This window comes from Vibrio hepatarius, from assembly GCF_011806575.1.
Lineage (GTDB): Bacteria > Pseudomonadota > Gammaproteobacteria > Enterobacterales > Vibrionaceae > Vibrio > Vibrio hepatarius_A.
The window spans coordinates 1-23,329 of the sequence record NZ_JAATOO010000029.1 but is presented as its reverse complement, the minus strand read 5'-3'; the positions used below and the strand labels follow the sequence as shown (position 1 = coordinate 23,329).

Here is a 23,329-nt window from a genome sequence, read left to right as displayed (position 1 = left end):
AAGATCATGGCAAGATATTTGGGTCCTAAGCTGAAGCTTAGCCGTCGTGAAGGCACTGACTTATTCCTTAAGTCTGGTGTTCGCGCGATCGATACCAAGTGTAAAATTGATAACGCACCAGGTGTACACGGCGCTCGTCGCGGTCGTCTATCTGAGTATGGCGTTCAGCTTCGTGAGAAGCAAAAAGTTCGTCGCATGTACGGCGTTCTAGAAAAACAATTCCGTAACTACTACAAAGAAGCAGCTCGCCTAAAAGGCAACACTGGTGAAAACCTACTTCAGCTTCTTGAAGGTCGTCTTGATAACGTAGTTTACCGCATGGGCTTTGGCGCAACTCGCGCAGAAGCACGCCAGCTAGTTAGCCACAAAGCTATCCTAGTTAACGGTAAAGTTGTAAACGTTCCTTCTTTCAAAGTTGCGGCTAACGACGTTGTTTCTATCCGCGAGAAAGCTAAACAGCAGTCTCGTATTAAAGCGGCTCTAGAAGTTGCAGAACAACGCGAAAAACCAACTTGGATTGAAGTAGATGGTGGCAAGATGGAAGGTACGTTCAAGCGTCTACCTGAGCGTTCAGATCTGTCTGCTGACATCAACGAACAACTGATCGTCGAGCTTTACTCTAAGTAAGGTTTAAACTAAAGAGAGGACACAATGCAGGGTTCTGTAACAGAATTTCTTAAGCCACGTCTTGTTGACATCGAACAAGTTAGCACGACTCACGCAAAAGTAACTCTTGAGCCATTAGAGCGTGGCTTTGGTCATACTCTAGGTAATGCACTTCGCCGTATTCTTCTATCTTCTATGCCAGGTTGTGCTGTGACAGAAGTAGAGATTGAAGGCGTTCTACACGAATACAGCACTAAAGAAGGCGTTCAGGAAGATATTCTTGAAATTCTTCTAAACCTAAAAGGTTTGGCTGTACGCGTTGCCGAAGGCAAAGATGAAGTGTTTATTACACTGAACAAATCAGGCTCAGGCCCTGTGGTTGCAGGTGACATCACCCATGATGGTGATGTAGAGATCGCTAACCCAGAACACGTTATTTGTCACCTAACGGATGACAACGCTGAGATCGCTATGCGTATCAAAGTTGAACGTGGTCGTGGTTACGTTCCAGCTTCAGCTCGTATCCATACTGAAGAAGATGAGCGCCCAATTGGTCGCCTACTGGTTGACGCTACGTACAGCCCAGTAGACAAGATTGCTTACTCTGTTGAAGCAGCTCGTGTAGAGCAGCGTACAGACCTAGACAAGCTTGTTATCGACATGGAAACGAACGGTACTCTAGACCCTGAGGAAGCAATCCGTCGCGCAGCAACTATCCTTGCTGAGCAATTGGATGCGTTCGTAGATCTACGTGATGTACGTGTACCTGAGGAGAAGGAAGAGAAGCCAGAATTCGATCCGATCCTACTGCGTCCTGTAGACGATCTTGAACTAACAGTTCGCTCTGCTAACTGTCTGAAAGCAGAAGCGATTCACTACATCGGTGATCTTGTACAGCGTACTGAGGTTGAGCTACTTAAAACGCCTAACCTTGGTAAAAAATCTCTTACAGAGATTAAAGACGTACTTGCATCACGTGGTCTTTCTCTGGGCATGCGCCTAGAAAACTGGCCACCAGCGTCTATCGCTGAAGATTAATCGATAATAGTTAGAAGGATTAGGTCATGCGCCATCGTAAGAGTGGTCGTCAACTCAACCGCAACAGCTCACATCGTAAAGCGATGTTCAGCAATATGGCTAGCTCTCTAGTACGTCATGAAGTTATCAAGACTACACTGCCAAAAGCAAAAGAGCTACGTCGCGTAGTTGAGCCTTTGATTACACTAGCTAAGACTGACAGCGTTGCTAACCGTCGTCTAGCATTTGCACGTACTCGTGACAACGAAGTAGTTGCAAAACTATTTAACGAACTAGGTCCACGTTTTGCTGCTCGTCAGGGCGGTTACACTCGTATCCTAAAAGCTGGCTTCCGTGCTGGTGACAAAGCTCCAATGGCTTACATTGAGCTTGTAGATCGCCCAGCTGCTGAAGAAGCTGCTGAGTAATCAGGTTCGTAAGAACGGAAAAGCCGAGCATTAGCTCGGCTTTTTTGTATCTGAAATTTGCTTAAATGAATCATTCAAAGACTGTTTTTATTGCTTGACTGTCATAGCAATTAATAACGCCGCTAGCCGTCAGATTGAGTCAGCACCATCGAGCAATTCTTTCCAATTCAATCGTATTCTTTTGAATCAAACCTTCTCAAAAATTCCCCGTTCTACAAATATAAAAAATCGCCGATGGCAAGAATATTTCTCACAGCACCAGCGACCATGTTTATTCTAATCTATCGGACAATAGGTATTTACTGCCAGATTGTGCCTAAGCTGCTTAGTAGGCTTGAGCTTGCGCCTTGGCTTTGCAGTGTTTGCAAAATGATTGGCACAAAAGTTGAAATTAGCGATGGATCCATACCAAGTGCTGTGAACGCGCTTTTAACGGTCTCGTTATTCGCGATCATTGCTGTGAGACCTGTTGATTGAAGACTGTCGTAACCTGGAATCAAGCCAGCAAGTTCGTTGTTTTGGCTTTGACCCAAGTTGTTTTGTGCAAGAGCCAATAGTGAACCCACGCCACCTAAAGCCTGCTCAGAGGTTACATTCGTGCTTTGCTGAATCGCGTCAGCCAATATTGATGACTGTTGGTTTTGCTGTTGTCCCCAAGCACTCGCTGCAGCAAGCAATGCACTGCTTGCCATAGAGCTGTAGCTGTTCGTTGTTGTTGAGCTCTCTTGCGTACTACTAGAAGTGTTTTGGCAGCCGAAAAGCACCGCGCTTGCCAGTACTGTAATCACGAGTTTGTTATTCATCGTTTCTCCTAATCGCTCGTTTATTATTATTGTTACATAAAACAAAAACGGTGGCATTTAAGCCACCGTTTTAAGTTAAGCTAATCTCACTAATGATTATAGGATGTCTAGTAGCTCAACTTCGAATACTAGTGCTGCAAATGGAGGGATTGCTGCACCTGCACCACGCTCACCGTAAGCAAGGTCTTGTGGGATGTATAGTTTCCATTTAGAACCAACAGGCATTAGTTGAAGTGCTTCAACCCAACCTTTGATTACGCCAGTTACTGGGAACTCAGCTGGTTGACCGCGTGATACTGAGCTGTCGAATACAGTGCCATCAGTTAGCTCGCCGTGGTAGTGAACACGTACTTGCTTGTCTGAAGTTGGAATTTCACCAGTACCTTCAGTGATCACTTCGTACTGTAGACCAGATTCAAGAACGGTTACTTCAGGACGTAGAGCGTTGTCTTTTAGGAATGCTTCACCATCAGCAGCTGCAGCTTTAGCCGCTTCTTGACGTGCTGCTTCAGCGCGTTGGTGTAGTTCTTGAAGTGCTTTGTTGATTTCGTCGATTTCGATAGCTGGCATCTCACCAACTAGAGCAGTTGCGATACCTGCTGCGATAGCATCAACGTTCAAACCTTCAAGACCAGAACCCGCAAGTTGCTGACCCATCTGTAGACCGATACCGTAGCTTGCTTTTTGCTCTACAGTCTCAAATTTTACTTCAGACATTAGTGTCTCTCTTTATATGGTGTGTGAAGTGCGTAAGGATACCAGTATTAGCGGCATGATGAAATGTTCACCTCTCAATCCATTCTTGCGCCAAGCAATGTGAGATTTAGATCTACTTTCCCTGCATTGCCGCTCAATTTTGACTTCTGTATAACTAACTTGAGAGAAATTTCCTATACTCATGTGCGCTTGGTTTTTATACTTGCACTGAAGCCTTTTCGGGAGACGAGATGCGATGAATCGCAGAAAGAAAAAGAAGCAGCAAAACGCAGATTATATTGAGCTCATTAAGCAGAAATGGTCTTCGATAGATTGGTCAAAAATCAAAGACAAGATCCAACAAAACTGGAATCGACTGCCTAAGTTGCATCAGCGTGCATTGATGGTATTAGCGCCTATCGTTCTTCTACTGTTGTTGATTCCTTTTCCTGATTCAAAGCAGGAAGTCACGCAACCTACACCACAACGAGTAGAGATTGATATTAACACCTCGGGTTTAAGCGAACAGACGATCGCGGGTGAAACGGCGTTGACCTCGAAAGAGTGGCAGGAATACGAAGTGAAAAGCGGCGATACATTGGCGCAAGTATTTCGCAGCAATGGTTTACCGATGGCAGATTTGAATGCGTTAGTGAAAGTTGAAGGCAATGACAAGCCGCTGAGCTATATCAAGCAAGGCCAGTTAGTACGTTACAAACTGACCGAAGAGGGTAAACTGGATATCTTACAGCTAGAGAAAAGTGGCCACTCGGTGATGTTCTTCCGTTTGTCGGACGGTGGATTCGGTCGTAGCAAATAACCACTACTTTGTCGCTCTGCACACTCTTAGCGAATGCCAAGGGATAAGTGGAGCGATAATCATCAAAATCCCTACCGCAGTTAGCCAATCAGGCACTTCATCAAACCACATTACGCCAAATAGTGTCACAAACAGCAGTCCAGAGTTTTCTGCCACCGCGATATTCCCAGCTTGTGCCTTTTGGTAAGCAGCCACCGCTAAACCGTTGTACAGCAAAATCAAACTCGCACTGCCAAGAATCAATAACAAAACATGAGAATCTATAGGCGTCCAATTAACTAAGGCGACGCTTGCGGTAAGTGGCAATGACAACACACTGGTCCAAAACAGTGTCGTGACGATCGATTGTTCGACAGGTAGCTGACGTGCGGTAATGTTGAATAACGCAATGGTCATCGCGGTTCCTAGAGCAAAAATAGCAGCCCAGTGAAACTCTGACGGTCTGAGTACCACCAATACGCCTACAAAACCAATGATGGTAGCGATGACTTTGCCAAACGGTGGCGTTTCTTTCAACAACAACGTTGAGAGCGGCAGCATCAGTAGCGGCGCTGCGTAGAAAATCGCGTTGGCGGTTGCCAGTGGGAGGTACGTTACCGCCACGACCATACAGCCACTACCGATGATCAGGATATGAGCGCGAAAGAGATTGAGCACTGGTTTGCGTAGCCTTCGTTGCTCAGACGGTTGTCGTATCCACAGTGGCAAAATCACCAAAGCAGACAATAACTGACGAATAAACACATATTGATAGACCGGCACGCCACCATCGAGAATTTTCACTGCAACATCTGATAAAGAGGCGGCTAAATTCCCGATGACCAATAATAAAATCGCCAAGTAGTGAGGGGACACAGACGGATCTTACTTAGACAGCTTCATATCGATATGGGGGATATCGTCTTCGAGATACATTGCTGAAGTTGCAGCAAAACCATGCTGAGCGTAAAAGCCGGCGAGGTGTTCTTGCGCGCCGATCTCGATATCTGATTGAGGCCAAAGGTGTTCACAACCAGCCAAGGCTTGCTGAATCAACTGATGACCCAGACCACCACCACGATGTGTTTGCTTAGTTGCCACGCGTCCAATACTGACGGAAGGGTAGCTTACGCCTTTAGGCAATAAACGCGCACAAGCTATCAGTTCATCGTCTTTATAGCCCAACAGGTGATGGACTTCTGGGAGGCAATCTTTACCATCCAGTTCTGGGTAAGGACAAGTTTGCTCGACGACGAATACGTCTACTCGCAGTTGAAGTAATTGATAAAGTTGCTGCGTAGTCAGCTGAGTAAACGGGACAAGTTGCCAGTGGATCATATCGCTCTCGAAGATAAACAAAAGTCTCAGAAAATTAACAGGCTAGCGAACAAAAGGCATTAACAATTGTTAACTTTGTGCGCGCTTTTTTATCCGGCTCAAACTGATCGGCGTAATACCTAAATAGGCCGCGATTTGGTAGTCGTTTAAGCGTTCGAGTAGCTCTGGATAATGGTGGCAGAACAATTCGTAGCGTTGCTCGGGGCTGTATAGCAGCATAAAACGCTCTTTGTTTTCTTTATACATCAACTGGGTTTCGAGCAGCTTGAGGTAGACGCTGTGTTTCTGTTCGCGCCAAGCTCGCAGTGTTTCAACTGGCAGTGTAATCAATGTGCAAGGTGTCAACGATTCCAGCAGATAGGGCGAGGCTTGCTGTTTGATCAGGCTTTCAAATCCGATGATCCAGTCGTTCTCCCAGTAGAACTCTTTACTGAACTCTTTGCCTTTATCAGTCAGATACGCTGAGTGACAGATGCCCTCCAACAGAAAGAATATCTCTTCACCGACTTGGCCTTGATGCAACAAAATATGACGGGTCGGGAGCTCAATTAATCGCGCAGAATGAGTCAGTTGCTCAATCTCTTGAGGGTTAAAACCGTTGTCAGTGAGTTGTTGTTGGAAACGTTCAAACATGGCGGATAACAGATGAGTAAAAACAGTGCTCTAATTTTACCGCACTTTTTGTCATTGCGAGGATGAAAAAAGCCGCGACGGTTGTCGCGGCTTGAGATGATATCTTAACAATTATTTTTGCAAGTCGATTTGGTAGACCGCAAAACCGACATCGTCGGTCGCCACATGTTTCATCGGATATTGACCTTTTTCCTTGATGAACTTGGCTGCTTTCTCGCTTGGTGAAGTTTCAAAGCGAATATCCAACGCTTTGTCCGATTTAATCGGCGCAAACGACCAGTTGTTATCCGCACTTGGGGCAAACTCACCATTCTCTTGGCTCACGCGAGTAATGTAGGCGGCAACCACTGAGCGGTTTTCGTCTGGCGAATCGAACGCAACGAAGTCAGAGCCTGTGCCTGGGAACTTGTTGCTGTACGCGCGGTAATTATTGGTTGCGATGATGAAGTCCTGGCTCATTTCGATGGGCTTACCTTGGTAGGTTAAACCAACGATGCGTTGTGCGTCTGGGTTGACGACTTTACAGTCACCATCGTATTTCGCTGGCTGAGTCACGTCGATTTGGTAGGTCAAGCCATCAATCACATCAAAGTTGTAGGTACGGAAACCATCCCAGTCGATAAGGCTCTGAGGCGCCGTGCTGTTGACGTCGATTTGTTTGAATTGGCCCGCGCTGCATTCCAACCACTCTTTGACTTCTTTACCGGTGACCTTCATTGCCACTAGGGTGTTCGGGTAGAGATAAAGGTCGGCTGCGTTACGGAAGGTTAGCTGTCCAGATTCGACCTCGGTGAAGTTCGCTGGGTCATTCTTACGGCCACCGGCTTTAAATGGTGCGGCTGCTGACAATACAGGGATATCGGCTAAGTCTGGATCGCCTTGGATAAAACGTTCTACGTAATCTTTTTGCGCGAGGTTAACGATCTGTACTGTTGGGTCGTCTTGCACGAGTGCTAAGAAGCTGTACATCACGTCATTGGCTTTGCCAATTGGCTGGTTAACAAACTCACGTGTTCCTTTATGGTCAGCTTCAAGCGCTTTAACGATGTCCGCGTCGGCTTCTGCCAGTGGTTTCTGGGCGTTTTTATCGTAAATAGGGCGTGCTTCAGACTGTGCGGTCACCACCTGCCACTGACCATTTTGCTCTTTTAACTCAAGGTCAATCACGCCAACGTGGCTGCCCCAACGGCCTGGCATCACCGCGGCGACGCCGTTGATGGTGCCTTTCTGATTATCAACACCTGGAATGTTGTCAAAGCCTTTACCAGGGAACACCGCGTGAGAGTGGCCAAACGCAATCGCATCGATGCCTTCTACTTCAGAAAGGTAGTAAGTCGAGTTTTCTGCACCAACTTTATGTGGGTCTGACGAGACTCCAGAGTGAGGAATCGCCACGATCACATCCGCGCCCGCCGCTTTCATTTCTGGGACCAGTTTTTGTGCGGTTTCTTTGATGTCTTTGGCAAACACTTTGCCTTCTAAATTTTTCTTATCCCACACCATGATTTGCGGTGGAACGAAACCGATGTAGCCGACTTTAATTTCTTGTTCAGCACCATCGACATCTTTAAAAGTGTGAGTTTTGATGATGTAAGGTTTGAAGTAATGCTCACCCGTTTTCTTATTAAATACGTTCGCGTTTACATACGGGAAATCAGCGTCATTAAGGGTTTCTGCGAGGAACTCTAAACCATAGTTAAATTCGTGGTTACCAATGTTGCCTACATCGTAGTCGAGCGTATTCATCGCTTTATAAACAGGATGGACTTCGCCTTTTTCGATGCCTTTCGCGGCCATGTAGTCACCCATTGGACTCCCTTGGATCAGGTCGCCGTTGTCGACTAATACGCTGTTTTCCACTTCCGCTCGGGCTTGTTTAACCAAAGTAGCAGCACGAGTCAGACCAATCTTTTGGCTTGGTTTGTCTTTGTAGTAATCGTAATCCATCACGTTGGTATGGATGTCGGTTGTTTCGACAATACGTAGTTTGATGGTATCAGCCATTGCTGGACCAGCCATGGTCAGCATCCCACCCAAGACTGCTAAAGAAAGAGGTTTCACTGCTAATTTCATTTTTAAGCTCCGATAGCGTTTGTTAGCACCATGCTTAATGTAACAAAATGACATGAAACGATGATTTCAGTGAATCGTAAAGTGTGATCTAACGTGTTGGTTATACTGGACTCTGCTGACAATCTCTCAAAAATCTCTCGTCTACATTCTTGTTCTGCGTGTCGTCTTATCAATAAATAGTATAAAAAATGAAATTTTAGAATTTCAGGTAATATGTATTGGGCGCCATAATGCCCTCATCAACAGCAAGAGGATGACATGATGGCGAGTAAGGATACGGTTTCTCAGTTTCCTCTGAGTAATTCGCACGCGCAGCGCAATGAACAAACAAACCTAAACTCGATTGGTAGCAGTTTGCTTGGCCATGGCGAAGTCGCGCTTGTGGGCTCAGGACCGGGTGACGTTGAGTTACTGACATTAAAGGCGCTGCGTTTTTTACAGCAAGCAGACGTTGTGCTGTTTGACTACCTTGTCTCCGACGAAATCATGTCTCTCGTGCCTAGCGACACTATCCAAGTTTGTGTCGGTAAACGCGCAGGTCACCACAGTGTTCCTCAAGAAAAAACCAACCAGCTATTGGTCGACTTTGCCAAGCAAGGTCATCGCGTGGTGCGCATCAAAGGCGGCGATCCCTTCATTTTTGGCCGTGGCGGTGAAGAGTTAGAAGTCTTGGCGGATGCGGGCATTTCATTTCATGTTGTGCCTGGAATTACTGCCGCTGCCGGTGCGACTGCGTATGCCGGGATTCCTCTTACTCATCGCGATTTTGCTCAGTCAGCGATGTTTATTACCGGACACTTGAAAGCAGAGAGCGACCAAATGGATTGGTCGACACTGGCGCGCGGCAACCAAACCTTAGTTATCTATATGGGCTTGATGAAGTCTGAGTACATTCAAGCCCAGTTAGTTGAACACGGACGTAATCCAAACACACCGATCGCCATTATCGAGCGCGGGACACAAGCAACTCAAAAGGTATTTAAAGGTCAGCTTGCTCAACTTGCTGAACTCGCCCAAGGCGCGCAGTCACCGTCGCTAATTGTAATCGGAGAAGTCGTATCCCTGTCAGAAAAGCTGGCGTGGTTCTCGACTTCACAACAGGCAGATGAGCAGCAACGCCAATTTGCCTAATACCAAATTTTGACTAGTCAGAAGCTCATTAAGAGTCGTAAAGGAAGCCCTAACATGGACCAAGAACGATTAACCCATTTGAAGCAGTTGGAAGCGGAGAGTATTCATATCATCCGTGAAGTCGCTGCTGAATTTGATAACCCAGTGATGATGTATTCCATCGGTAAGGATTCATCAGTCATGCTGCATCTTGCACGTAAAGCATTTTACCCAGGCAAGATTCCTTTCCCGCTTCTACACGTGGATACGGATTGGAAATTCAAAGAGATGATCGAGTTCCGTGACCGTACGGCAGAAAAATACGGCTTTGAGCTTTTAGTACATAAGAACCCAGACGGTTTGGCAATGGGCATCAGCCCGTTTGAGCATGGTTCGTCTAAGCACACTGACATTATGAAAACCCAAGGTCTGAAGCAAGCGTTGAACAAATACGGTTTTGACGCGGCATTCGGCGGAGCACGTCGTGACGAAGAGAAATCACGTGCGAAAGAGCGTGTTTACTCATTCCGCGACAAGAACCACACCTGGGATCCGAAGAATCAACGTCCTGAGCTTTGGCGCACTTACAACGGTCAAATCAATAAAGGCGAAAGCATCCGCGTATTCCCGCTATCTAACTGGACCGAGTTAGATATCTGGCAATACATCTACTTAGAAAATATCGAGATCGTACCGCTTTATCTTTCAGAGAAGCGTCCGGTAGTAGAGCGTGACGGCATGTTGATCATGGTCGACGACGAGCGCATGAAGCTACAACCAGGCGAGAGAATTGAAGAGAAAAGCGTTCGCTTCCGTACGTTGGGTTGTTACCCACTGACTGGCGCGATCGAATCAGAAGCCAACACGCTGACAGGCATTATTGAAGAGATGCTGGTGGCGACATCGAGTGAACGCCAAGGCCGAGCGATCGACCATGATCAGTCGGGATCGATGGAGCTGAAAAAGCGTCAGGGTTACTTCTAAACAGGATCTAAGGAAAGAAAATGAATAGCGCAGTAGAAGCTCAACTAGAAGAGCTAGGTATCGAAGGTTACCTCAAACAGCACCAGTACAAGTCACTACTTAGATTCTTAACGTGTGGCTCAGTCGATGACGGCAAAAGTACTCTGATTGGCCGCTTGCTCCATGACTCGAAGCAAATTTATGAAGATCAACTAGCCGCAGTTCACTCGGACAGCCAACGTGTCGGCACAACGGGTGAACGACCAGACTTAGCTTTGCTGGTTGATGGCCTACAAGCTGAGCGTGAACAAGGGATCACGATTGATGTGGCTTACCGCTACTTCTCGACTCAGAAGCGTAAGTTCATCATTGCCGATACTCCGGGGCACGAGCAGTACACGCGCAACATGGCGACGGGTGCGTCGACGTGTGATCTGGCGGTGATCTTGATTGATGCGCGTAAAGGTGTACTTGATCAAACGCGTCGTCACTCATTCATTTCGAACTTGCTTGGTCTGAAGCACTTTATCGTTGCTGTTAACAAGATGGATCTTGTTGATTACTCACAGCAGCGTTTTGAAGAGATTCGTGAAGAGTATTTAGAGTTCTCTAAGCACTTGCAAGGCGAAACCGATATACAAATCATTCCACTGTCGGCACTGGAAGGCGACAACGTAGTCGAAGCTAGCGCAAACATGACATGGTTTGAAGGCCCGTCATTGCTTGAGCTATTAGAGAATGTTGATGTAGACCGTGAGAAGAAAGTCGGTGAGTTCCGCTTCCCGGTGCAATACGTGAATCGTCCTAATCTCGATTTCCGTGGTTTTGCGGGTACGGTTGCCGGTGGTGAAGTGAAAGTGGGCGACCGCATTAAAGCGCTCCCTTCGGGCAAAACATCGACCGTTGCGCGCATCGTGACGTTCGATGGCGATCTCGATAAAGCGCAGGCAGGTCTGGCGGTGACTCTGACTCTGGAAGACGAAATTGATATCAGCCGTGGTGACTTGATCGTACTGGAAGATTCAAAAGTCGAGTCAAGCAACCATCTGCTCGCCGATGTGGTTTGGATGACAGAGCAGCCTCTGCAACCGGGGCGTGAGTACGATATCAAGATTGCGGGTAAGAAGACCGTTGGTCGCGTGGAAGCGATTCGTCACCAATACGACATCAATAACTTGTCGACACACAGTGCGGTTGAGCTACCTCTGAATGGTATTGGTCTGTGTGAGCTAACACTGAACGAGTCAGTGGCATTAGATCACTACCTCGAGTGTCAGGATACCGGTGGTTTCATCATTATCGACCGTTTATCTAATGTGACGGTTGGGGCGGGGCTAGTACGTGAAAGCCTAAGCCAAGTTGAAACACAAACAGGTGATATCTCAGCGTTTGAACTTGAGCTGAATGCGCTTGTACGTAAACACTTCCCGCATTGGGAAGCGAAAGACATCAGTCAGTTACTTAAATAAGTACTCACTTACTGACAAGGAAAAGTTATGTGGCAACAAGGTTTTGTGTTGGCGTTGTTACTGGGGACAGTAACCTGCCTACTAACAACACGCATTAAACCAAGCTTCATTTTTGCTGGCGCGGCATTTATTGCTTTTATGGCGGGCATGATTGAAGTCGGCGATGTTGCCACTAACTTTACCAACTCTTCGCTGGTGACGCTGGTGCTACTGATCGTAGCGTCGGCGGCGCTGGAAAAAACCATGCTGATAAGCTGGGTGAGCCGCTCTTTATCAACCGGTTGTTTAGGCACTGTGGTTGCCAAGTTGGGTTTATCGACCGCCTTTTTGTCGTCATTCACTAATAATACCGCGGTAGTGATTTCACTGATCAGTGCGATTAAACGTAATCAGCAACACGCGCCGTCCAAGCTGTTGATCCCGTTATCTTATACGGCGATCTTAGGCGGTACTCTCACTCTGATCGGCACCTCGACCAATTTGATCATCAACAGCTTTGTTGAAGATGCTGGCTTGCCGAGTTTAGGTTTCTTTTCTCCGACGATGATCGGCTTATCAGTGCTGGTGGCTGGGCTGTTGATCCTGATCCCTCTGAGTTACCTTCTGCCGAGCTATGAAGATCAAAACCAAGAAGAACTGTCTTACTTTCTAGAAGCGAAAGTCGAGCCGGGTTCACCGTTAGTCGGTCGTAGTATTAATGAAAATAACCTGCGCGCTTTGCGTAAGTTGTTTTTGGCCGAAGTCGTGCGTGACGGTAAAACCATTGCCCCTGTCGAGCCAGACTTTGTCTTGCAGGCTCGTGATAGCTTGTTGTTCTGTGGTGATGTTGAAAGCGTCGCGACACTGCAAGATATTCAAGGGCTGACGCTCTTTGGTCAGCACCATCTTAACGGCCAAAGTTTTGTTGAAGTGGTCGTGAGTTCTTCGGCGAGCTTTTGTAACAAAACCTTGAAATCGAGTCATTTCCGTGACCGTTTTGACGCGGTGGTCGTTGCAATCCGACGTGGGCATGAACGATTACAAGGCGGATTAGGGAATATTACCTTAAACGCCGGTGATACCTTGGTATTAGTGCCTGGTAAACGTTTTGAACAAGAACGCCGTGCACACCGTAAAGAGTTTGTTGTGATCAACGACCTCGACTCCAGTGCTCGTTTAGATTCGCACAAATCAGCGATGGTTTTAGGTGGTTTTTGTACGGTGATCGCATTCGCATTGCTTGGCTGGGTACCGTTGATCAAAGGACTTTCGGTGTTCCTGCTGGTGGCATTGTTTAGCGGTATCGTTCAGCTCGGTGAACTGCGCCGCCGTTTTCCAATTGATATCGTGGTGATCGTTGGTTCAGCACTGTCGATAGCTCAACTGATGCTCTCGTCTGGTTTGTCTGAAAGCCTAGGTCAGATGTTTATGGAGAGCTTTAACGGTTGGGGGGTCTTTGGTGCCTTGGTCGCGACATATTTGTTAACGCTGGTTTTGACCGAGCTGGTCACCAATAATGCCGCTGCAGCACTGGCATTCCCACTTGGCTACAGTATGGCGATCAGCTACGGCGTAGACCCGATGCCATTTATTATGGCGGTACTGTTCGGCGCTAGCGCAAGTTTTATCTCTCCTTACGGATACCAGACTAATCTATTGGTATACAGCGTAGGGAATTACAAAATTACTGACTACATAAGAGTAGGCATACCGATCTCTATCGTTTATTCGGTATTGGTACTAGCGCTTATTCCTCAGTTTTTCCCGTTTTAAAAGGATTGAATTATGACAACGGAAACGCCGACTAAAGACGAGAACATCGTTTGGCATCAGCACTCTATCGATAAAGAGTTCCGCGCTAAGTTAAAGCAGCAAAAACCAGTGATATTATGGTTTACGGGATTATCGGGTGCTGGTAAATCGACGGTTGCTGGTGCGTTGGAAAACAAGCTGGCCGAGCAGGGGTACCATACCTATTTGTTAGACGGTGATAACGTACGCCACGGTCTGTGTAGTGACTTAGGTTTCTCTGAGCAAGACCGTCGTGAAAACATCCGTCGTATCGGTGAGCTCGCAAAGTTGATGGCCGACGCCGGACTGATTGTTCTGTCGGCGTTTATTTCGCCTCACCGCGCTGAGCGACAGTTGGTCAGAGAAATGGTGCCAGAAGGCGAGTTTCTCGAAGTGTATGTCAATACATCGCTCGAAGTGTGCGAACAGCGTGACCCTAAAGGGCTGTATAAGAAAGCGCGCGCAGGAGAAATCCGCAACTTTACCGGTATCGATTCTGACTATGAAGCGCCAATCAATCCAGAAATTGACTTGTTAGCCGGAGAAAAGGCGATTGACGAGTTAGTTGAGGATTGCATCCAAATATTAAAGCAACGCACTATCATCGCTTAAATAAAAAAAGCTTCCTACATGGAAGCTTTTTACTTTTCTTAATACTGTTTATTCAAAACAGATTTCAATGAAGGCATTACCCCATTGAGAGGTGAAAGGCATGATGATGATCGAGCCTTCACACTTGTGGCGAATGGTATGGCCTTTGCCTGAAACAATGATCGGCGTTGCCATATCAAAGTCGAAGCCACTCTCCGCGAGGATACGCTTTGCGCCACCCGTGACCATATTCGTGATTTCACCAACCATATCGGTCACTTCATCATTCAGGCCATTGGGACGCTCACCAAGCATCTTGTGCATTATCTCTAGAGCCAAAGTTTCATCAAAGGTAATTGACATTGAACCACGTGTTTGTGGGCCCACCATACCAATCAAACCAGACACATCGCCACGTGCGATTTCATCTTTTTTGACTCTTGGCTTTTGTGGCTTTAACTCTAGTGCTGCCATCGTCTTTAGTACGTTCATCAACGAAGCTAAAAACGGGTTAACAAATTCAGCGCGCATAATTATCTACTATATTTTTCTTTCGCTAATCAGCCGAGCAAGCTTTACAAACCCCATGAGTCTCAATGACATGGTTGGTGATCGTAAAATCATGCTTTGCTGCATTATTAACAAGTAAGGCTACCAAACTATCGTCTTGAAGTTCAATAACGTTGCTGCATTTATCACATATCAATAAATGCGAGTAATGTTTGTGTGCGTTACAAGAGCAACACTGGATGTAACTATTCGTTGATTCTACTCTATGAATAAAACCTTGTTCGAGTAAAAAATCCAATGCTCTGTATACCGTCGGTGGCTTAGCTTGCGGTTCAACTTTTTGTAGTTCTTCCAGCAATTCATAAGCACTAAACGCTTTTGGGCTTGAGCAGATAAGCTCAAAGACACGCTTGCGCTGCGTAGTCAGTCTAACTCCACGGGCTGCACAGATTTCTTCAATTTGTTTGACTAACTGATGGTCCAAACTCTTCACCATTACTATTGGACATTGCTAATAATATACCATTTATTGAATTATATCGTTGCTTCATAGAGTAATTCTGATGGTTCGCTCAATAAGGTATATCGGAACATTTGTTCAATAAGTTTTACGGCACTTGCCAGTGACAGCATAAACCCATTGATTGCAGGACATTAAACCAGTTTGCCACAGGATGAGAGATGGTTAATCACTGTGCCGCTCTGTAAATGTGCTTCTTCAGTGGTGTATAATACGCGATTACTTTGCAAAATTGCAGAAATTGTGAACTTTTAGGGCTCAGACTCTATTCTCGGCCATTTCTGTGATCAGATTCCACCAAACCTAGACCTTATGAGGAATACTCAGTGTCTAACATCGATGTAAACAACGACTTTGCCTTACAGCGTTTTTCTATCGCACCCATGCTCGATTGGACAGATCGCCATTGCCGCTACTTCCATCGCCTGCTGACGAGCGAAACTTTGCTGTACACAGAGATGGTCACCACAGGGGCTATCATCCACGGTAAAGGGGATTTTCTTGCTTATAACGAAGAAGAGCATCCTGTCGCGCTTCAACTTGGTGGTTCAAATCCGCAAGACTTAGCAACGTGCGCTAAGTTAGCCGCAGAGCGTGGCTATGATGAAATCAACCTGAACGTTGGTTGCCCGTCAGACCGAGTTCAAAATGGTCGCTTTGGTGCGTGTTTGATGGCAGAGCCGCAACTGGTGGCGGACTGTATTGCCGCAATGAAAGAAGTGGTGGACGTGCCAGTTACCGTAAAAACGCGTATTGGTATCGACGACCAAGACTCATACGAGTTCTTGACCGACTTTGTTTCTATCGTGTCAGAGAAAGGTGGCTGTGAGCAGTTTACCATTCATGCTCGTAAGGCGTGGCTATCTGGTCTTAGCCCAAAAGAAAACCGTGAAATTCCCCCATTGGATTACCCGCGAGCTTATCAGCTAAAGAAAGACTTCTCGCATCTGACGATTGCGGTGAATGGTGGCGTTAAAACGCTCGAAGAAACTAAAGAGCACCTCAAACACCTCGATGGCGTGATGGTGGGGCGTGAAGCTTACCAAAACCCATATATCCTTGCTGAGGTGGATCAACAGATCTTCGGTTTGGATAAACCAATCAAGAAGCGTACTCAAGTAGTACAAGAGATGTATCCATACATCGAACAGCAGTTGGCGAAAGGGGCATATCTTGGCCATATTACCCGTCATATGTTGGGTTTATTCCAAAATATGCCAGGAGCGCGTCAGTGGCGTCGTTACATCAGTGAAAATGCGCATAAACCAGGCTCTGGTATTGAAGTCGTTGAAGCTGCATTAGCAAAAATTCCAAAAGAATTAGATGTGTAAAAATCACCATATATAGTGGTGAAAATTACCAATTTGGTTTTACAACAGGCGCTCTCCAAGAGCGTCTTTTTATTTTTGTTTTTATTATTCAGATAGATAAGTTTATTTCAAATGTTGGCATACATCCTGAAAGATAAAACAAAACAAAGGAGATGCGTATGTTTGAGTTAATCTTTATTTTGGTTTTCACCGCGACACTATTAGTGACTGGCGTCACTATGCTGACCGTCTTCGCGGGAATCGCGTTTGCTATGGTTGTTATGGTGTTGCTCGGTATGATTGGTGCAGTACTTAAGATACTGCCATGGCTGATTGTGATTGCTCTCGGGGTTTGGTTCTTCAAATCCTTCGTTGTGCAGCCTAGATAATCACGGGTGGTAAAAGAGAAATAGTTGCTGGCTTAAGCTGTGTGTATGGTAGAATCGGTGCATATCGTATACACATCTTCCCAGCATTATTAAGCTGTTATACAACGGAAGAGTTTAAGTTCTACTCTGGAGAATTAAGTTCATGGGTTTTAAAACCATTGCCATTTTAGCCGCCGCGGTATTGTCGGTATCTGCGTACGCAGAATCTTCGCTGACAACAAAGTTTGGAGCTGAAGGCTGGTGGACCAGAACAAAAGTCAATGAAGTGAATCGTGATAGAGACAGCACGCCAAGTTTCTATGCAGGAATAGAACACGATGTTAAGTTCTTACCAAACGCTCGCGTTCGCTATTCTTCAGTGGATGCGGACTACATGGCGTTTGATAAGTTAGATTTATCGCTTTATTACCGCATTTTAGAGCACGACTTAATGCGTTTTGATGCTGGCGTGACGGTCAGTGACCTTTCCAATACTTACTACCGTAACGCCGATACCCAAGCTCAAGTCAGCTTTGATGAGCTGATCTGGGCATTTTACGGCTATGCAGAGTTAAGGGTACCCAATACGAACTTTGACGTGATTGGTGAAATGAACTTTGGTGATTCTAAAGGGATCAAAAACACCGATCTAATGGCGGGTTTGCAATACAGTATTGATGTGAAAGAGCAGCAATTGTTACTGAAAGGCGGTTATCGTGCGATCGATTTGGAGTCTGATGATTTCAAAGTGGCCGGTGAATCTGAACTGGGTAAACCATTTATTTTCGCCCACGGCTGGTTTGCAGGAGCAGAATACCGTTTCTAAACCTATTTGATTTTTTTAAAACGTCGCTCGATATAGCGGCGTTTTTTATACCCTTTGATTATATATAAAATATTTCTTTAGCACTTTTCTCGGTTTGACCCATCCTTAATAAGTAGTCTTATATCTGGCAGAGAAAGGAATCTCATGACGATCACTGAGCTAAGAAACCTATTCAGAGAAAAACAGTTGGTAGAAGCCATTATTGAACCGTCAGCCCAAGAAGGCAGTTGGATAGTGGAATTCAGGCATGCGCGTGGTGGTTTGGTGCTACTGACCGATTCCCACGGTGAAGAATGTCACTACGGAGACTTAGACCTCGCCTCCAAATCAGCAATGGCGGTCGGCTTTAAACAAGTTCGCATCGAAGCCAAATAGTTTAATGAGCATTAATTGACCGCTCTTTACTTCAAAAAGTTATAAAACATTCACTTCTATTCTTTCTTGTTATTAAAGAGAGTGGTTAACCTATGTTCACGCAATGAATAGGGATGTCGTGACCATGTCTTTAAACAAGAATGTTCCCTCTCAAGGAAACACCTCACAAGAATTACCGTCAATTGCTGCTCCTCTCAATGATCAGCAGCTTGGCTCATTACAACAAACGGTAGCAGGTCTATCGTCTCAACAACTCGCTTGGGTGAGTGGTTATTTCTGGGGCTTAGCCCAGTCCCAACCTCAGACGGCTTCGGCGTCTGCGCCATTAACGCAAGCGGCCGCTGCGGTTGCAGCTCAACCTGCAGGTAAGCTAACCATTATCTTTGCCTCTCAAACGGGTAACGCAAAGGGTGTAGCAGAATCACTGGAGCAAGAAGCAAAAGCACAAGGTATTGACGTTGCGCTGTTTGACGCCAGTGACTACAAAGGTAAGAACCTAGCGAAAGAGTCCCACGTGATCATCGTGGCGTCGACTAACGGCGAAGGTGAAGCACCAGATAACGCCATCGAGCTTCACGAGTTTTTACAATCGAAGAAAGCACCTAAGCTCCCAAACCTAAAATACGGTGTGATCGGTTTAGGGGATTCGAGCTACGAGTTCTTCTGTCAAACCGGTAAAGACTTTGACACCTACTTATCGAAATTAGGTGCGACGCCATTTATTGACCGCGTAGATTGCGATGTTGATTACGAAGCACCTGCATCAGAGTGGAAAGCGAAAGCGTTAGATAAAGTTAAAGATGATCTAGCGGCTGGCCCTCAGGCTGAAGTGGTACAACTACCAGTTGGCCAAGCCACTGGCCATTCTCAGTACAACAAACAAAATCCATACACGGCGACGTTACTGACCAGCCAGAAAATCACTGGCCGAGATTCAGGTAAAGACGTGCGTCATGTAGAAATCGACCTTGAAGGTTCGGGTTTAACCTATCAACCAGGTGACGCGCTGGGTGTTTGGTTCGACAATAGCTCTGAGCTGGCCAACGCGATTCTTGGCAAAGTCGGTCTTTCTGGTGTCGAGAGTGTTGATGTCGATGGCGAAAGTATCTCTATTCATAGCGCCTTAGTGAGCAAGTTTGAGATCACAGCGTCTAACCCTCAACTAGTAACGAAGTTTGCCGAGCTATCAGGCAGCAAAAAGTTACAAAAGCTGGTGGAAGATAAAGACAAGCTACGTGAGTACGCGACGAATACCCAAGTGGTTGATGTTCTCGCGGAGAAGAAAACCAAGCTGTCAGCTGAAGAGTTGATTGGTTTACTACGTCGTTTGACGCCACGTCTGTATTCAATCGCTTCGAGCCAAACAGAAGTGGATGAAGAAGTGCACCTTACTGTTGGCTTGGTTGAGTACGACAAAGACGACGAAAAACGCTTTGGTGGCGCATCAAGCTTTTTGACTCAGCGTCTAGAAGAAGGCGGTGAAGTGAAAGTGTTTGTTGAGAACAACAATAACTTCAAGCTTCCTCAAGATGACAACACACCGATCATCATGGTTGGTCCTGGTACTGGTATTGCCCCATTCCGTAGCTTTATCCAAGAGCGCGATAACCGTGACGCAGAAGGCAAAAACTGGTTGTTCTTCGGTGACCGCACCTTTACTCAAGATTTCTTGTATCAGGTTGAATGGCAAAAGTACCTTAAGTCAGGGTTATTGAGCCGTCTTGATGTCGCGTTTAGTCGTGATCAAGTGGAAAAAGTTTACGTACAGCATCGTATCCTAGAAAACGCAGCGCAAGTATGGCAGTGGATTCAAGAAGGTGCCTACATCTACGTTTGTGGTGATGCGACTCGTATGGCGAAAGACGTTCACGATGCCTTGGTTATCGTTGCTGAGCAAGAAGGCAAGATGCCACGCGATGATGCTGAACAATTTATTAATGACTTACGCAAAGCTAAACGTTACCAAAGGGATGTGTACTAATGACTTTTTCTATCGAAAATAATAAGCAGGTTGTACTAGGCGAAGAATTAGGATCACTTGCGGATAACGAGCGTCTAAAAAGAGAAAGTAATTTTTTACGCGGTACGATTGAGCAAGACCTGCAAGACCGTATCACGGGTGGCTTTACCGCGGATAACTTCCAACTGATTCGCTTCCACGGCATGTACCAGCAAGATGACCGCGATATTCGTAATGAACGAGCTAAGCAAAAGCTAGAGCCGTTGCACAACGTTATGCTACGTGCTCGTATGCCTGGCGGCATCATCACGCCAACTCAATGGTTGGCGATCGATAAGTTTGCAACAGAGCACTCTCTGTATGGAAGTATTCGTCTAACGACGCGTCAAACGTTCCAGTTCCACGGCGTATTGAAACCAAATATCAAGCTGATGCACCAAACGCTCAACAGCATTGGTATCGACTCAATCGCAACGGCGGGTGACGTAAACCGTAACGTATTGTGTACCACTAACCCAGTAGAATCAGAGTTGCACCAAGAAGCGTATGAGTGGGCGAAGAAGATCAGCGAACATCTTCTGCCTAAGACTCGTGCGTATGCGGAAATCTGGTTGGATGGTGAAAAAGTCGAAACGACTGATGAAGAACCAATTCTGGGTAGCAACTACTTACCACGTAAGTTCAAAACAACAGTAGTCATTCCGCCGCAAAACGATGTTGACGTGCACGCGAACGACCTTAACTTCGTTGCAATTGCAGAAAACGGCAAGCTGGTGGGCTTTAATGTCCTAGTCGGCGGCGGCCTGGCAATGACTCACGGCGATACTTCGACTTACCCGCGTCGCGCGGATGACTTTGGTTTTATCCCACTAGAGAAAACACTCGATGTGGCTGCGGCTGTAGTTACCACTCAACGCGATTGGGGTAACCGTTCTAACCGTAAGAATGCGAAAACCAAGTACACCTTAGACCGTGTTGGTAGCGACGTATTTAAAGCTGAAGTTGAAAAGCGTGCTGGCGTTACGTTTGAAACCAGTCGCCCTTATGAGTTTACAGAGCGTGGTGACCGTATTGGTTGGGTTGAAGGGATCGATGGCAAACATCACTTAACCTTATTCATTGAGAACGGCCGGCTACTGGATTACCCAGGTAAACCGCTTAAAACTGGTGTTGCTGAAATTGCGAAGATTCACAAAGGCGACTTCCGCATGACCGCAAACCAGAATTTGATTGTGGCGGGTGTCGCTAAGAGCCAAAAAGCGAAGATCGAGAAGATCGCCGTTGAACACGGCTTGATGGATGAGTCTGTGAGCGAGCAGCGTAAGAACTCAATGGCGTGTGTTGCTTTCCCAACCTGTCCACTGGCGATGGCTGAAGCTGAGCGCTTCTTGCCTGAGTTTGTCACTGACGTAGAGGCTATCTTAGCTAAACACAGCTTGCCGAAAGAAGACAACATCATCCTACGTGTGACTGGTTGTCCGAATGGATGTGGCCGTGCGATGTTGGCTGAGATCGGTTTAGTTGGTAAAGCGCCAGGCCGCTACAACTTACACCTAGGCGGTAACCGTGGCGGTACGCGAGTACCGAAGATGTATAAAGAGAACATTACCGACAAACAGATCCTAGAAGAGATTGACCAGCTCGTTGGCCGCTGGGCGAAAGAAAGAGAACAAGGCGAATGCTTCGGTGACTTCACCATTCGTGCTGGCATCATTGAAGAAGTATTTGTGTCAAAGAGGGATTTCTATGCTTGATTCTGTAGCTTCAAAACTGGAGCTGGCAGAGCTACTCAAACTCACTAAGACGCAGCAAATTCTGCGTCTTGCAGAAATCAACGTGAAGCTTGAGCAGTTGTCAGCGCAAGAACGAGTTGCTTGGGCGCTTGAAAACTTGGAAGGGGAGCATGTTGTATCATCAAGCTTTGGTATCCAAGCCGCGGTGATGCTTCACCTAGTCACAGCGCAAAAGCCGGATACACCCATTATTCTCACGGATACAGGTTATCTGTTTCCAGAGACATACCGTTTCATTGATTTATTGAGTGAACAACTGACTCTGAACCTAAAAGTGTACCGAGCTAAAGAAAGTGCTAACTGGCAAGAAGCGCGATACGGGCAACTTTGGGAGCAGGGGATTGAAGGTATCGAAAAATACAACAGGCTCAACAAAGTCGAACCGATGCGTAGAGCTCTGGATGAGCTTAATGTTGGTACTTGGTTCTCTGGACTTCGCCGAGAGCAATCGAAGTCTCGTGCAGGCCTTCCGATATTGTCGATCCAGAATGGTGTGTTTAAATTCCTTCCGGTAATCGACTGGACGAACAAAGATATCCACTATTACTTAGAAGAGAACAACCTTCCTTACCACCCGCTATGGGATGAGGGCTACTTGTCTGTTGGTGATACCCATACTACTAAAAAATGGGAGCCGGGCATGTCAGAAGAGGAAACTCGTTTCTTCGGTCTGAAAAGAGAATGTGGATTGCACGAAGAAGATAATGAACGAGATGGTTCTGGTATTTAAATAGAAAGTTACTTCTATATAGATGATGAAAAGGTCGCTAAGGCGACCTTTTCTTTTGGCTAAAAAATACGTTCTGTGGATAACTCTGTGTGTATTATGTTGGCTATGCTGGGGTAAAGTTGGATAAATAAGGCTTTGAGCGAAACTTGCTCGGTTAAGCGTTATTTTTGCAGTTTTTTCAAAATAACGCTTGCCAATGTGATGGCGATCTCTATAATGCCTCCTCGTCGACAGGGCAAGGGCTCACAAGAGTTTAAAGCCAGTCAGACGGGCCAAAAAGAAAAACGAAATAATTTGAAAAAGTGTTTGACACCGAAGATTATCTCGCTAGAATGGCCGCCTCTTCCGAAGTGATGTAAGTCACAAAGAAGAGTAGCTCTTTAACAATATAGACCTATCAATCTGTGTGGGCACTCGTTGATGATAATCCAATTCGAAACTTCGGTTTCAAATTAGGTTTCAATGATACGAAGTGACCATTGAGTCTTCGGACTCAGCACAGTCAATTCATTATCGTTCTGTTGGAACGATAATAGCTTTAAAATTACAGTAGTAGTTTTGAAGTCAGTATTCATTGAGCCGAACAAAATCTTAAATTGAAGAGTTTGATCATGGCTCAGATTGAACGCTGGCGGCAGGCC

25 protein-coding genes are annotated in these 23,329 nt (G+C 46.2%); 16 read left to right on the top strand and 9 right to left on the bottom strand.

The annotated features are described in order from the left end of the window. Positions 1–6: 6 nt before the first annotated feature. Genes rpsD through rplQ form a run of 3 tightly spaced genes read left to right on the top strand, consistent with a single transcriptional unit; the run spans position 7 to position 2,051 of the window. Complete coding sequence (gene rpsD, locus HCZ42_RS18605) at positions 7–627, top strand: 30S ribosomal protein S4 (protein WP_006963204.1); 621 nt, start codon at positions 7–9, stop codon at positions 625–627. A 24-nt stretch (positions 628–651) separates the two neighbouring features. Beyond that, entirely contained in the window at positions 652–1,644 is a 993-nt protein-coding gene (locus HCZ42_RS18600) for a DNA-directed RNA polymerase subunit alpha (protein ID WP_004410407.1), read from the top strand. 26 nt (positions 1,645–1,670) lie between these two features. After that, positions 1,671–2,051, top strand: a complete 381-nt coding sequence (gene rplQ / locus HCZ42_RS18595) for a 50S ribosomal protein L17 (protein WP_005383141.1) — start codon at positions 1,671–1,673, stop codon at positions 2,049–2,051. Between the two features lie 299 nt (positions 2,052–2,350). On the opposite strand, the gene HCZ42_RS18590 is transcribed toward rplQ, so the two are convergent. Together HCZ42_RS18590 and HCZ42_RS18585 are read right to left on the bottom strand one after the other, a co-directional pair. Next, positions 2,351–2,854 (bottom strand): DUF2780 domain-containing protein, encoded by a 504-nt coding sequence (locus tag HCZ42_RS18590; RefSeq protein WP_167422241.1) that lies wholly within the window; start codon positions 2,852–2,854, stop codon positions 2,351–2,353. Positions 2,855–2,950: 96 nt separating this feature from the next. Then, a complete protein-coding gene (locus HCZ42_RS18585; protein ID WP_167422240.1) occupies positions 2,951–3,571 on the bottom strand; it encodes an FKBP-type peptidyl-prolyl cis-trans isomerase in 621 nt (206 codons plus the stop codon). A gap of 235 nt (positions 3,572–3,806) precedes the next feature. Between HCZ42_RS18585 and HCZ42_RS18580 the strand changes: the two genes are divergently transcribed. After that, positions 3,807–4,370 carry a LysM-like peptidoglycan-binding domain-containing protein gene (locus HCZ42_RS18580; RefSeq protein WP_167422239.1) on the top strand — a complete coding sequence of 188 codons (564 nt, stop codon included), beginning with the start codon at positions 3,807–3,809 and terminating at the stop codon, positions 4,368–4,370. A gap of 3 nt (positions 4,371–4,373) precedes the next feature. Here HCZ42_RS18580 and HCZ42_RS18575 read toward each other — a convergent pair whose 3' ends face one another. From HCZ42_RS18575 to cpdB, 4 genes are all read right to left on the bottom strand, one after another. Then, entirely contained in the window at positions 4,374–5,225 is an 852-nt protein-coding gene (locus tag HCZ42_RS18575) for a DMT family transporter (protein ID WP_167422238.1), read from the bottom strand. 9 nt (positions 5,226–5,234) lie between these two features. Continuing rightward, positions 5,235–5,687: a GNAT family N-acetyltransferase gene (locus tag HCZ42_RS18570; protein ID WP_167422237.1), complete on the bottom strand. Its 453-nt coding sequence runs from the start codon at positions 5,685–5,687 to the stop codon at positions 5,235–5,237. 69 nt (positions 5,688–5,756) lie between these two features. Further along, positions 5,757–6,320: a Crp/Fnr family transcriptional regulator gene (locus HCZ42_RS18565; RefSeq protein WP_167422236.1), complete on the bottom strand. Its 564-nt coding sequence runs from the start codon at positions 6,318–6,320 to the stop codon at positions 5,757–5,759. Between the two features lie 111 nt (positions 6,321–6,431). Then, entirely contained in the window at positions 6,432–8,393 is a 1,962-nt protein-coding gene (gene cpdB / locus HCZ42_RS18560) for a 2',3'-cyclic-nucleotide 2'-phosphodiesterase (protein WP_167422235.1), read from the bottom strand. 261 nt (positions 8,394–8,654) lie between these two features. On the opposite strand from cpdB, the gene cobA reads away from it, so the two are divergent. The 5 genes from cobA to cysC are packed head-to-tail and all read left to right on the top strand — an operon-like array spanning position 8,655 to position 14,317. Next, positions 8,655–9,524, top strand: coding sequence for a uroporphyrinogen-III C-methyltransferase (gene cobA, locus HCZ42_RS18555; RefSeq protein ID WP_167422251.1), 870 nt, complete (start codon positions 8,655–8,657; stop codon positions 9,522–9,524). Positions 9,525–9,551: 27 nt separating this feature from the next. Next, entirely contained in the window at positions 9,552–10,487 is a 936-nt protein-coding gene (cysD, locus tag HCZ42_RS18550) for a sulfate adenylyltransferase subunit CysD (protein WP_368484198.1), read from the top strand. Between the two features lie 20 nt (positions 10,488–10,507). After that, positions 10,508–11,935, top strand: coding sequence for a sulfate adenylyltransferase subunit CysN (gene cysN / locus HCZ42_RS18545; protein ID WP_167422233.1), 1,428 nt, complete (start codon positions 10,508–10,510; stop codon positions 11,933–11,935). 27 nt (positions 11,936–11,962) lie between these two features. Next, positions 11,963–13,687, top strand: a complete 1,725-nt coding sequence (locus HCZ42_RS18540; RefSeq protein WP_167422232.1) for an SLC13 family permease — start codon at positions 11,963–11,965, stop codon at positions 13,685–13,687. Between the two features lie 12 nt (positions 13,688–13,699). Further along, positions 13,700–14,317 (top strand): adenylyl-sulfate kinase, encoded by a 618-nt coding sequence (gene cysC, locus HCZ42_RS18535; RefSeq protein WP_167422231.1) that lies wholly within the window; start codon positions 13,700–13,702, stop codon positions 14,315–14,317. A 48-nt stretch (positions 14,318–14,365) separates the two neighbouring features. Here cysC and HCZ42_RS18530 read toward each other — a convergent pair whose 3' ends face one another. Together HCZ42_RS18530 and zur are read right to left on the bottom strand one after the other, a co-directional pair. Next, on the bottom strand, positions 14,366–14,827 hold the full coding sequence (locus tag HCZ42_RS18530; RefSeq protein WP_053410119.1) for a chemotaxis protein CheX: 462 nt from the start codon (positions 14,825–14,827) through the stop codon (positions 14,366–14,368). 25 nt (positions 14,828–14,852) lie between these two features. After that, on the bottom strand, positions 14,853–15,302 hold the full coding sequence (gene zur / locus HCZ42_RS18525) for a zinc uptake transcriptional repressor Zur (RefSeq protein ID WP_175579564.1): 450 nt from the start codon (positions 15,300–15,302) through the stop codon (positions 14,853–14,855). Between the two features lie 359 nt (positions 15,303–15,661). Between zur and dusA the strand changes: the two genes are divergently transcribed. The 7 genes from dusA (at position 15,662) to HCZ42_RS18490 (ending at position 22,688) form a co-directional block, all read left to right on the top strand. Beyond that, positions 15,662–16,657 carry a tRNA dihydrouridine(20/20a) synthase DusA gene (gene dusA, locus HCZ42_RS18520; protein WP_281173359.1) on the top strand — a complete coding sequence of 332 codons (996 nt, stop codon included), beginning with the start codon at positions 15,662–15,664 and terminating at the stop codon, positions 16,655–16,657. Between the two features lie 158 nt (positions 16,658–16,815). Continuing rightward, positions 16,816–17,025 carry an envelope stress response protein PspG gene (gene pspG, locus HCZ42_RS18515; protein WP_167422230.1) on the top strand — a complete coding sequence of 70 codons (210 nt, stop codon included), beginning with the start codon at positions 16,816–16,818 and terminating at the stop codon, positions 17,023–17,025. A gap of 142 nt (positions 17,026–17,167) precedes the next feature. Beyond that, positions 17,168–17,830 (top strand): TIGR04219 family outer membrane beta-barrel protein, encoded by a 663-nt coding sequence (locus HCZ42_RS18510; RefSeq protein WP_167422229.1) that lies wholly within the window; start codon positions 17,168–17,170, stop codon positions 17,828–17,830. A gap of 144 nt (positions 17,831–17,974) precedes the next feature. Beyond that, the gene (locus HCZ42_RS18505; RefSeq protein ID WP_053410123.1) at positions 17,975–18,205 is read left to right on the top strand and encodes a hypothetical protein; all 231 of its coding nucleotides are present in this window, start codon (positions 17,975–17,977) and stop codon (positions 18,203–18,205) included. A 124-nt stretch (positions 18,206–18,329) separates the two neighbouring features. Then, entirely contained in the window at positions 18,330–20,186 is a 1,857-nt protein-coding gene (locus tag HCZ42_RS18500; RefSeq protein WP_167422228.1) for an assimilatory sulfite reductase (NADPH) flavoprotein subunit, read from the top strand. Next, positions 20,186–21,919: an assimilatory sulfite reductase (NADPH) hemoprotein subunit gene (gene cysI, locus HCZ42_RS18495; RefSeq protein ID WP_167422227.1), complete on the top strand. Its 1,734-nt coding sequence runs from the start codon at positions 20,186–20,188 to the stop codon at positions 21,917–21,919. Before HCZ42_RS18500 ends, cysI begins: the two co-directional genes overlap by 1 nt. After that, entirely contained in the window at positions 21,912–22,688 is a 777-nt protein-coding gene (locus HCZ42_RS18490; RefSeq protein WP_167422226.1) for a phosphoadenylyl-sulfate reductase, read from the top strand. The genes cysI and HCZ42_RS18490 overlap by 8 nt, the downstream gene beginning before the upstream one ends. A 452-nt stretch (positions 22,689–23,140) precedes the next feature. On the opposite strand, the gene HCZ42_RS21740 is transcribed toward HCZ42_RS18490, so the two are convergent. Beyond that, positions 23,141–23,329 (bottom strand): hypothetical protein (locus tag HCZ42_RS21740; RefSeq protein WP_217702302.1); only part of this gene is annotated, 189 nt, incomplete at its 5' end.

Bases quoted from the DNA above. Each gene is read 5' to 3' on its own strand.
- rpsD (WP_006963204.1), top strand. From the start codon at position 7: ATGGCAAGATATTTGGGTCCTAAGCTGAAGCTTAGCCGTCGTGAAGGC.
- HCZ42_RS18600 (WP_004410407.1), top strand. From the start codon at position 652: ATGCAGGGTTCTGTAACAGAATTTCTTAAGCCACGTCTTGTTGACATC.
- rplQ (WP_005383141.1), top strand. From the start codon at position 1,671: ATGCGCCATCGTAAGAGTGGTCGTCAACTCAACCGCAACAGCTCACAT.
- HCZ42_RS18590 (WP_167422241.1), bottom strand. From the start codon at position 2,854: ATGAATAACAAACTCGTGATTACAGTACTGGCAAGCGCGGTGCTTTTC.
- HCZ42_RS18585 (WP_167422240.1), bottom strand. From the start codon at position 3,571: ATGTCTGAAGTAAAATTTGAGACTGTAGAGCAAAAAGCAAGCTACGGT.
- HCZ42_RS18580 (WP_167422239.1), top strand. From the start codon at position 3,807: ATGAATCGCAGAAAGAAAAAGAAGCAGCAAAACGCAGATTATATTGAG.
- HCZ42_RS18570 (WP_167422237.1), bottom strand. From the start codon at position 5,687: ATGATCCACTGGCAACTTGTCCCGTTTACTCAGCTGACTACGCAGCAA.
- HCZ42_RS18565 (WP_167422236.1), bottom strand. From the start codon at position 6,320: ATGTTTGAACGTTTCCAACAACAACTCACTGACAACGGTTTTAACCCT.
- cpdB (WP_167422235.1), bottom strand. From the start codon at position 8,393: ATGAAATTAGCAGTGAAACCTCTTTCTTTAGCAGTCTTGGGTGGGATG.
- cobA (WP_167422251.1), top strand. From the start codon at position 8,655: ATGGCGAGTAAGGATACGGTTTCTCAGTTTCCTCTGAGTAATTCGCAC.
- cysN (WP_167422233.1), top strand. From the start codon at position 10,508: ATGAATAGCGCAGTAGAAGCTCAACTAGAAGAGCTAGGTATCGAAGGT.
- HCZ42_RS18540 (WP_167422232.1), top strand. From the start codon at position 11,963: ATGTGGCAACAAGGTTTTGTGTTGGCGTTGTTACTGGGGACAGTAACC.
- cysC (WP_167422231.1), top strand. From the start codon at position 13,700: ATGACAACGGAAACGCCGACTAAAGACGAGAACATCGTTTGGCATCAG.
- HCZ42_RS18530 (WP_053410119.1), bottom strand. From the start codon at position 14,827: ATGCGCGCTGAATTTGTTAACCCGTTTTTAGCTTCGTTGATGAACGTA.
- zur (WP_175579564.1), bottom strand. From the start codon at position 15,302: ATGGTGAAGAGTTTGGACCATCAGTTAGTCAAACAAATTGAAGAAATC.
- pspG (WP_167422230.1), top strand. From the start codon at position 16,816: ATGTTTGAGTTAATCTTTATTTTGGTTTTCACCGCGACACTATTAGTG.
- HCZ42_RS18510 (WP_167422229.1), top strand. From the start codon at position 17,168: ATGGGTTTTAAAACCATTGCCATTTTAGCCGCCGCGGTATTGTCGGTA.
- HCZ42_RS18505 (WP_053410123.1), top strand. From the start codon at position 17,975: ATGACGATCACTGAGCTAAGAAACCTATTCAGAGAAAAACAGTTGGTA.
- HCZ42_RS18500 (WP_167422228.1), top strand. From the start codon at position 18,330: ATGTCTTTAAACAAGAATGTTCCCTCTCAAGGAAACACCTCACAAGAA.
- cysI (WP_167422227.1), top strand. From the start codon at position 20,186: ATGACTTTTTCTATCGAAAATAATAAGCAGGTTGTACTAGGCGAAGAA.
- HCZ42_RS18490 (WP_167422226.1), top strand. From the start codon at position 21,912: ATGCTTGATTCTGTAGCTTCAAAACTGGAGCTGGCAGAGCTACTCAAA.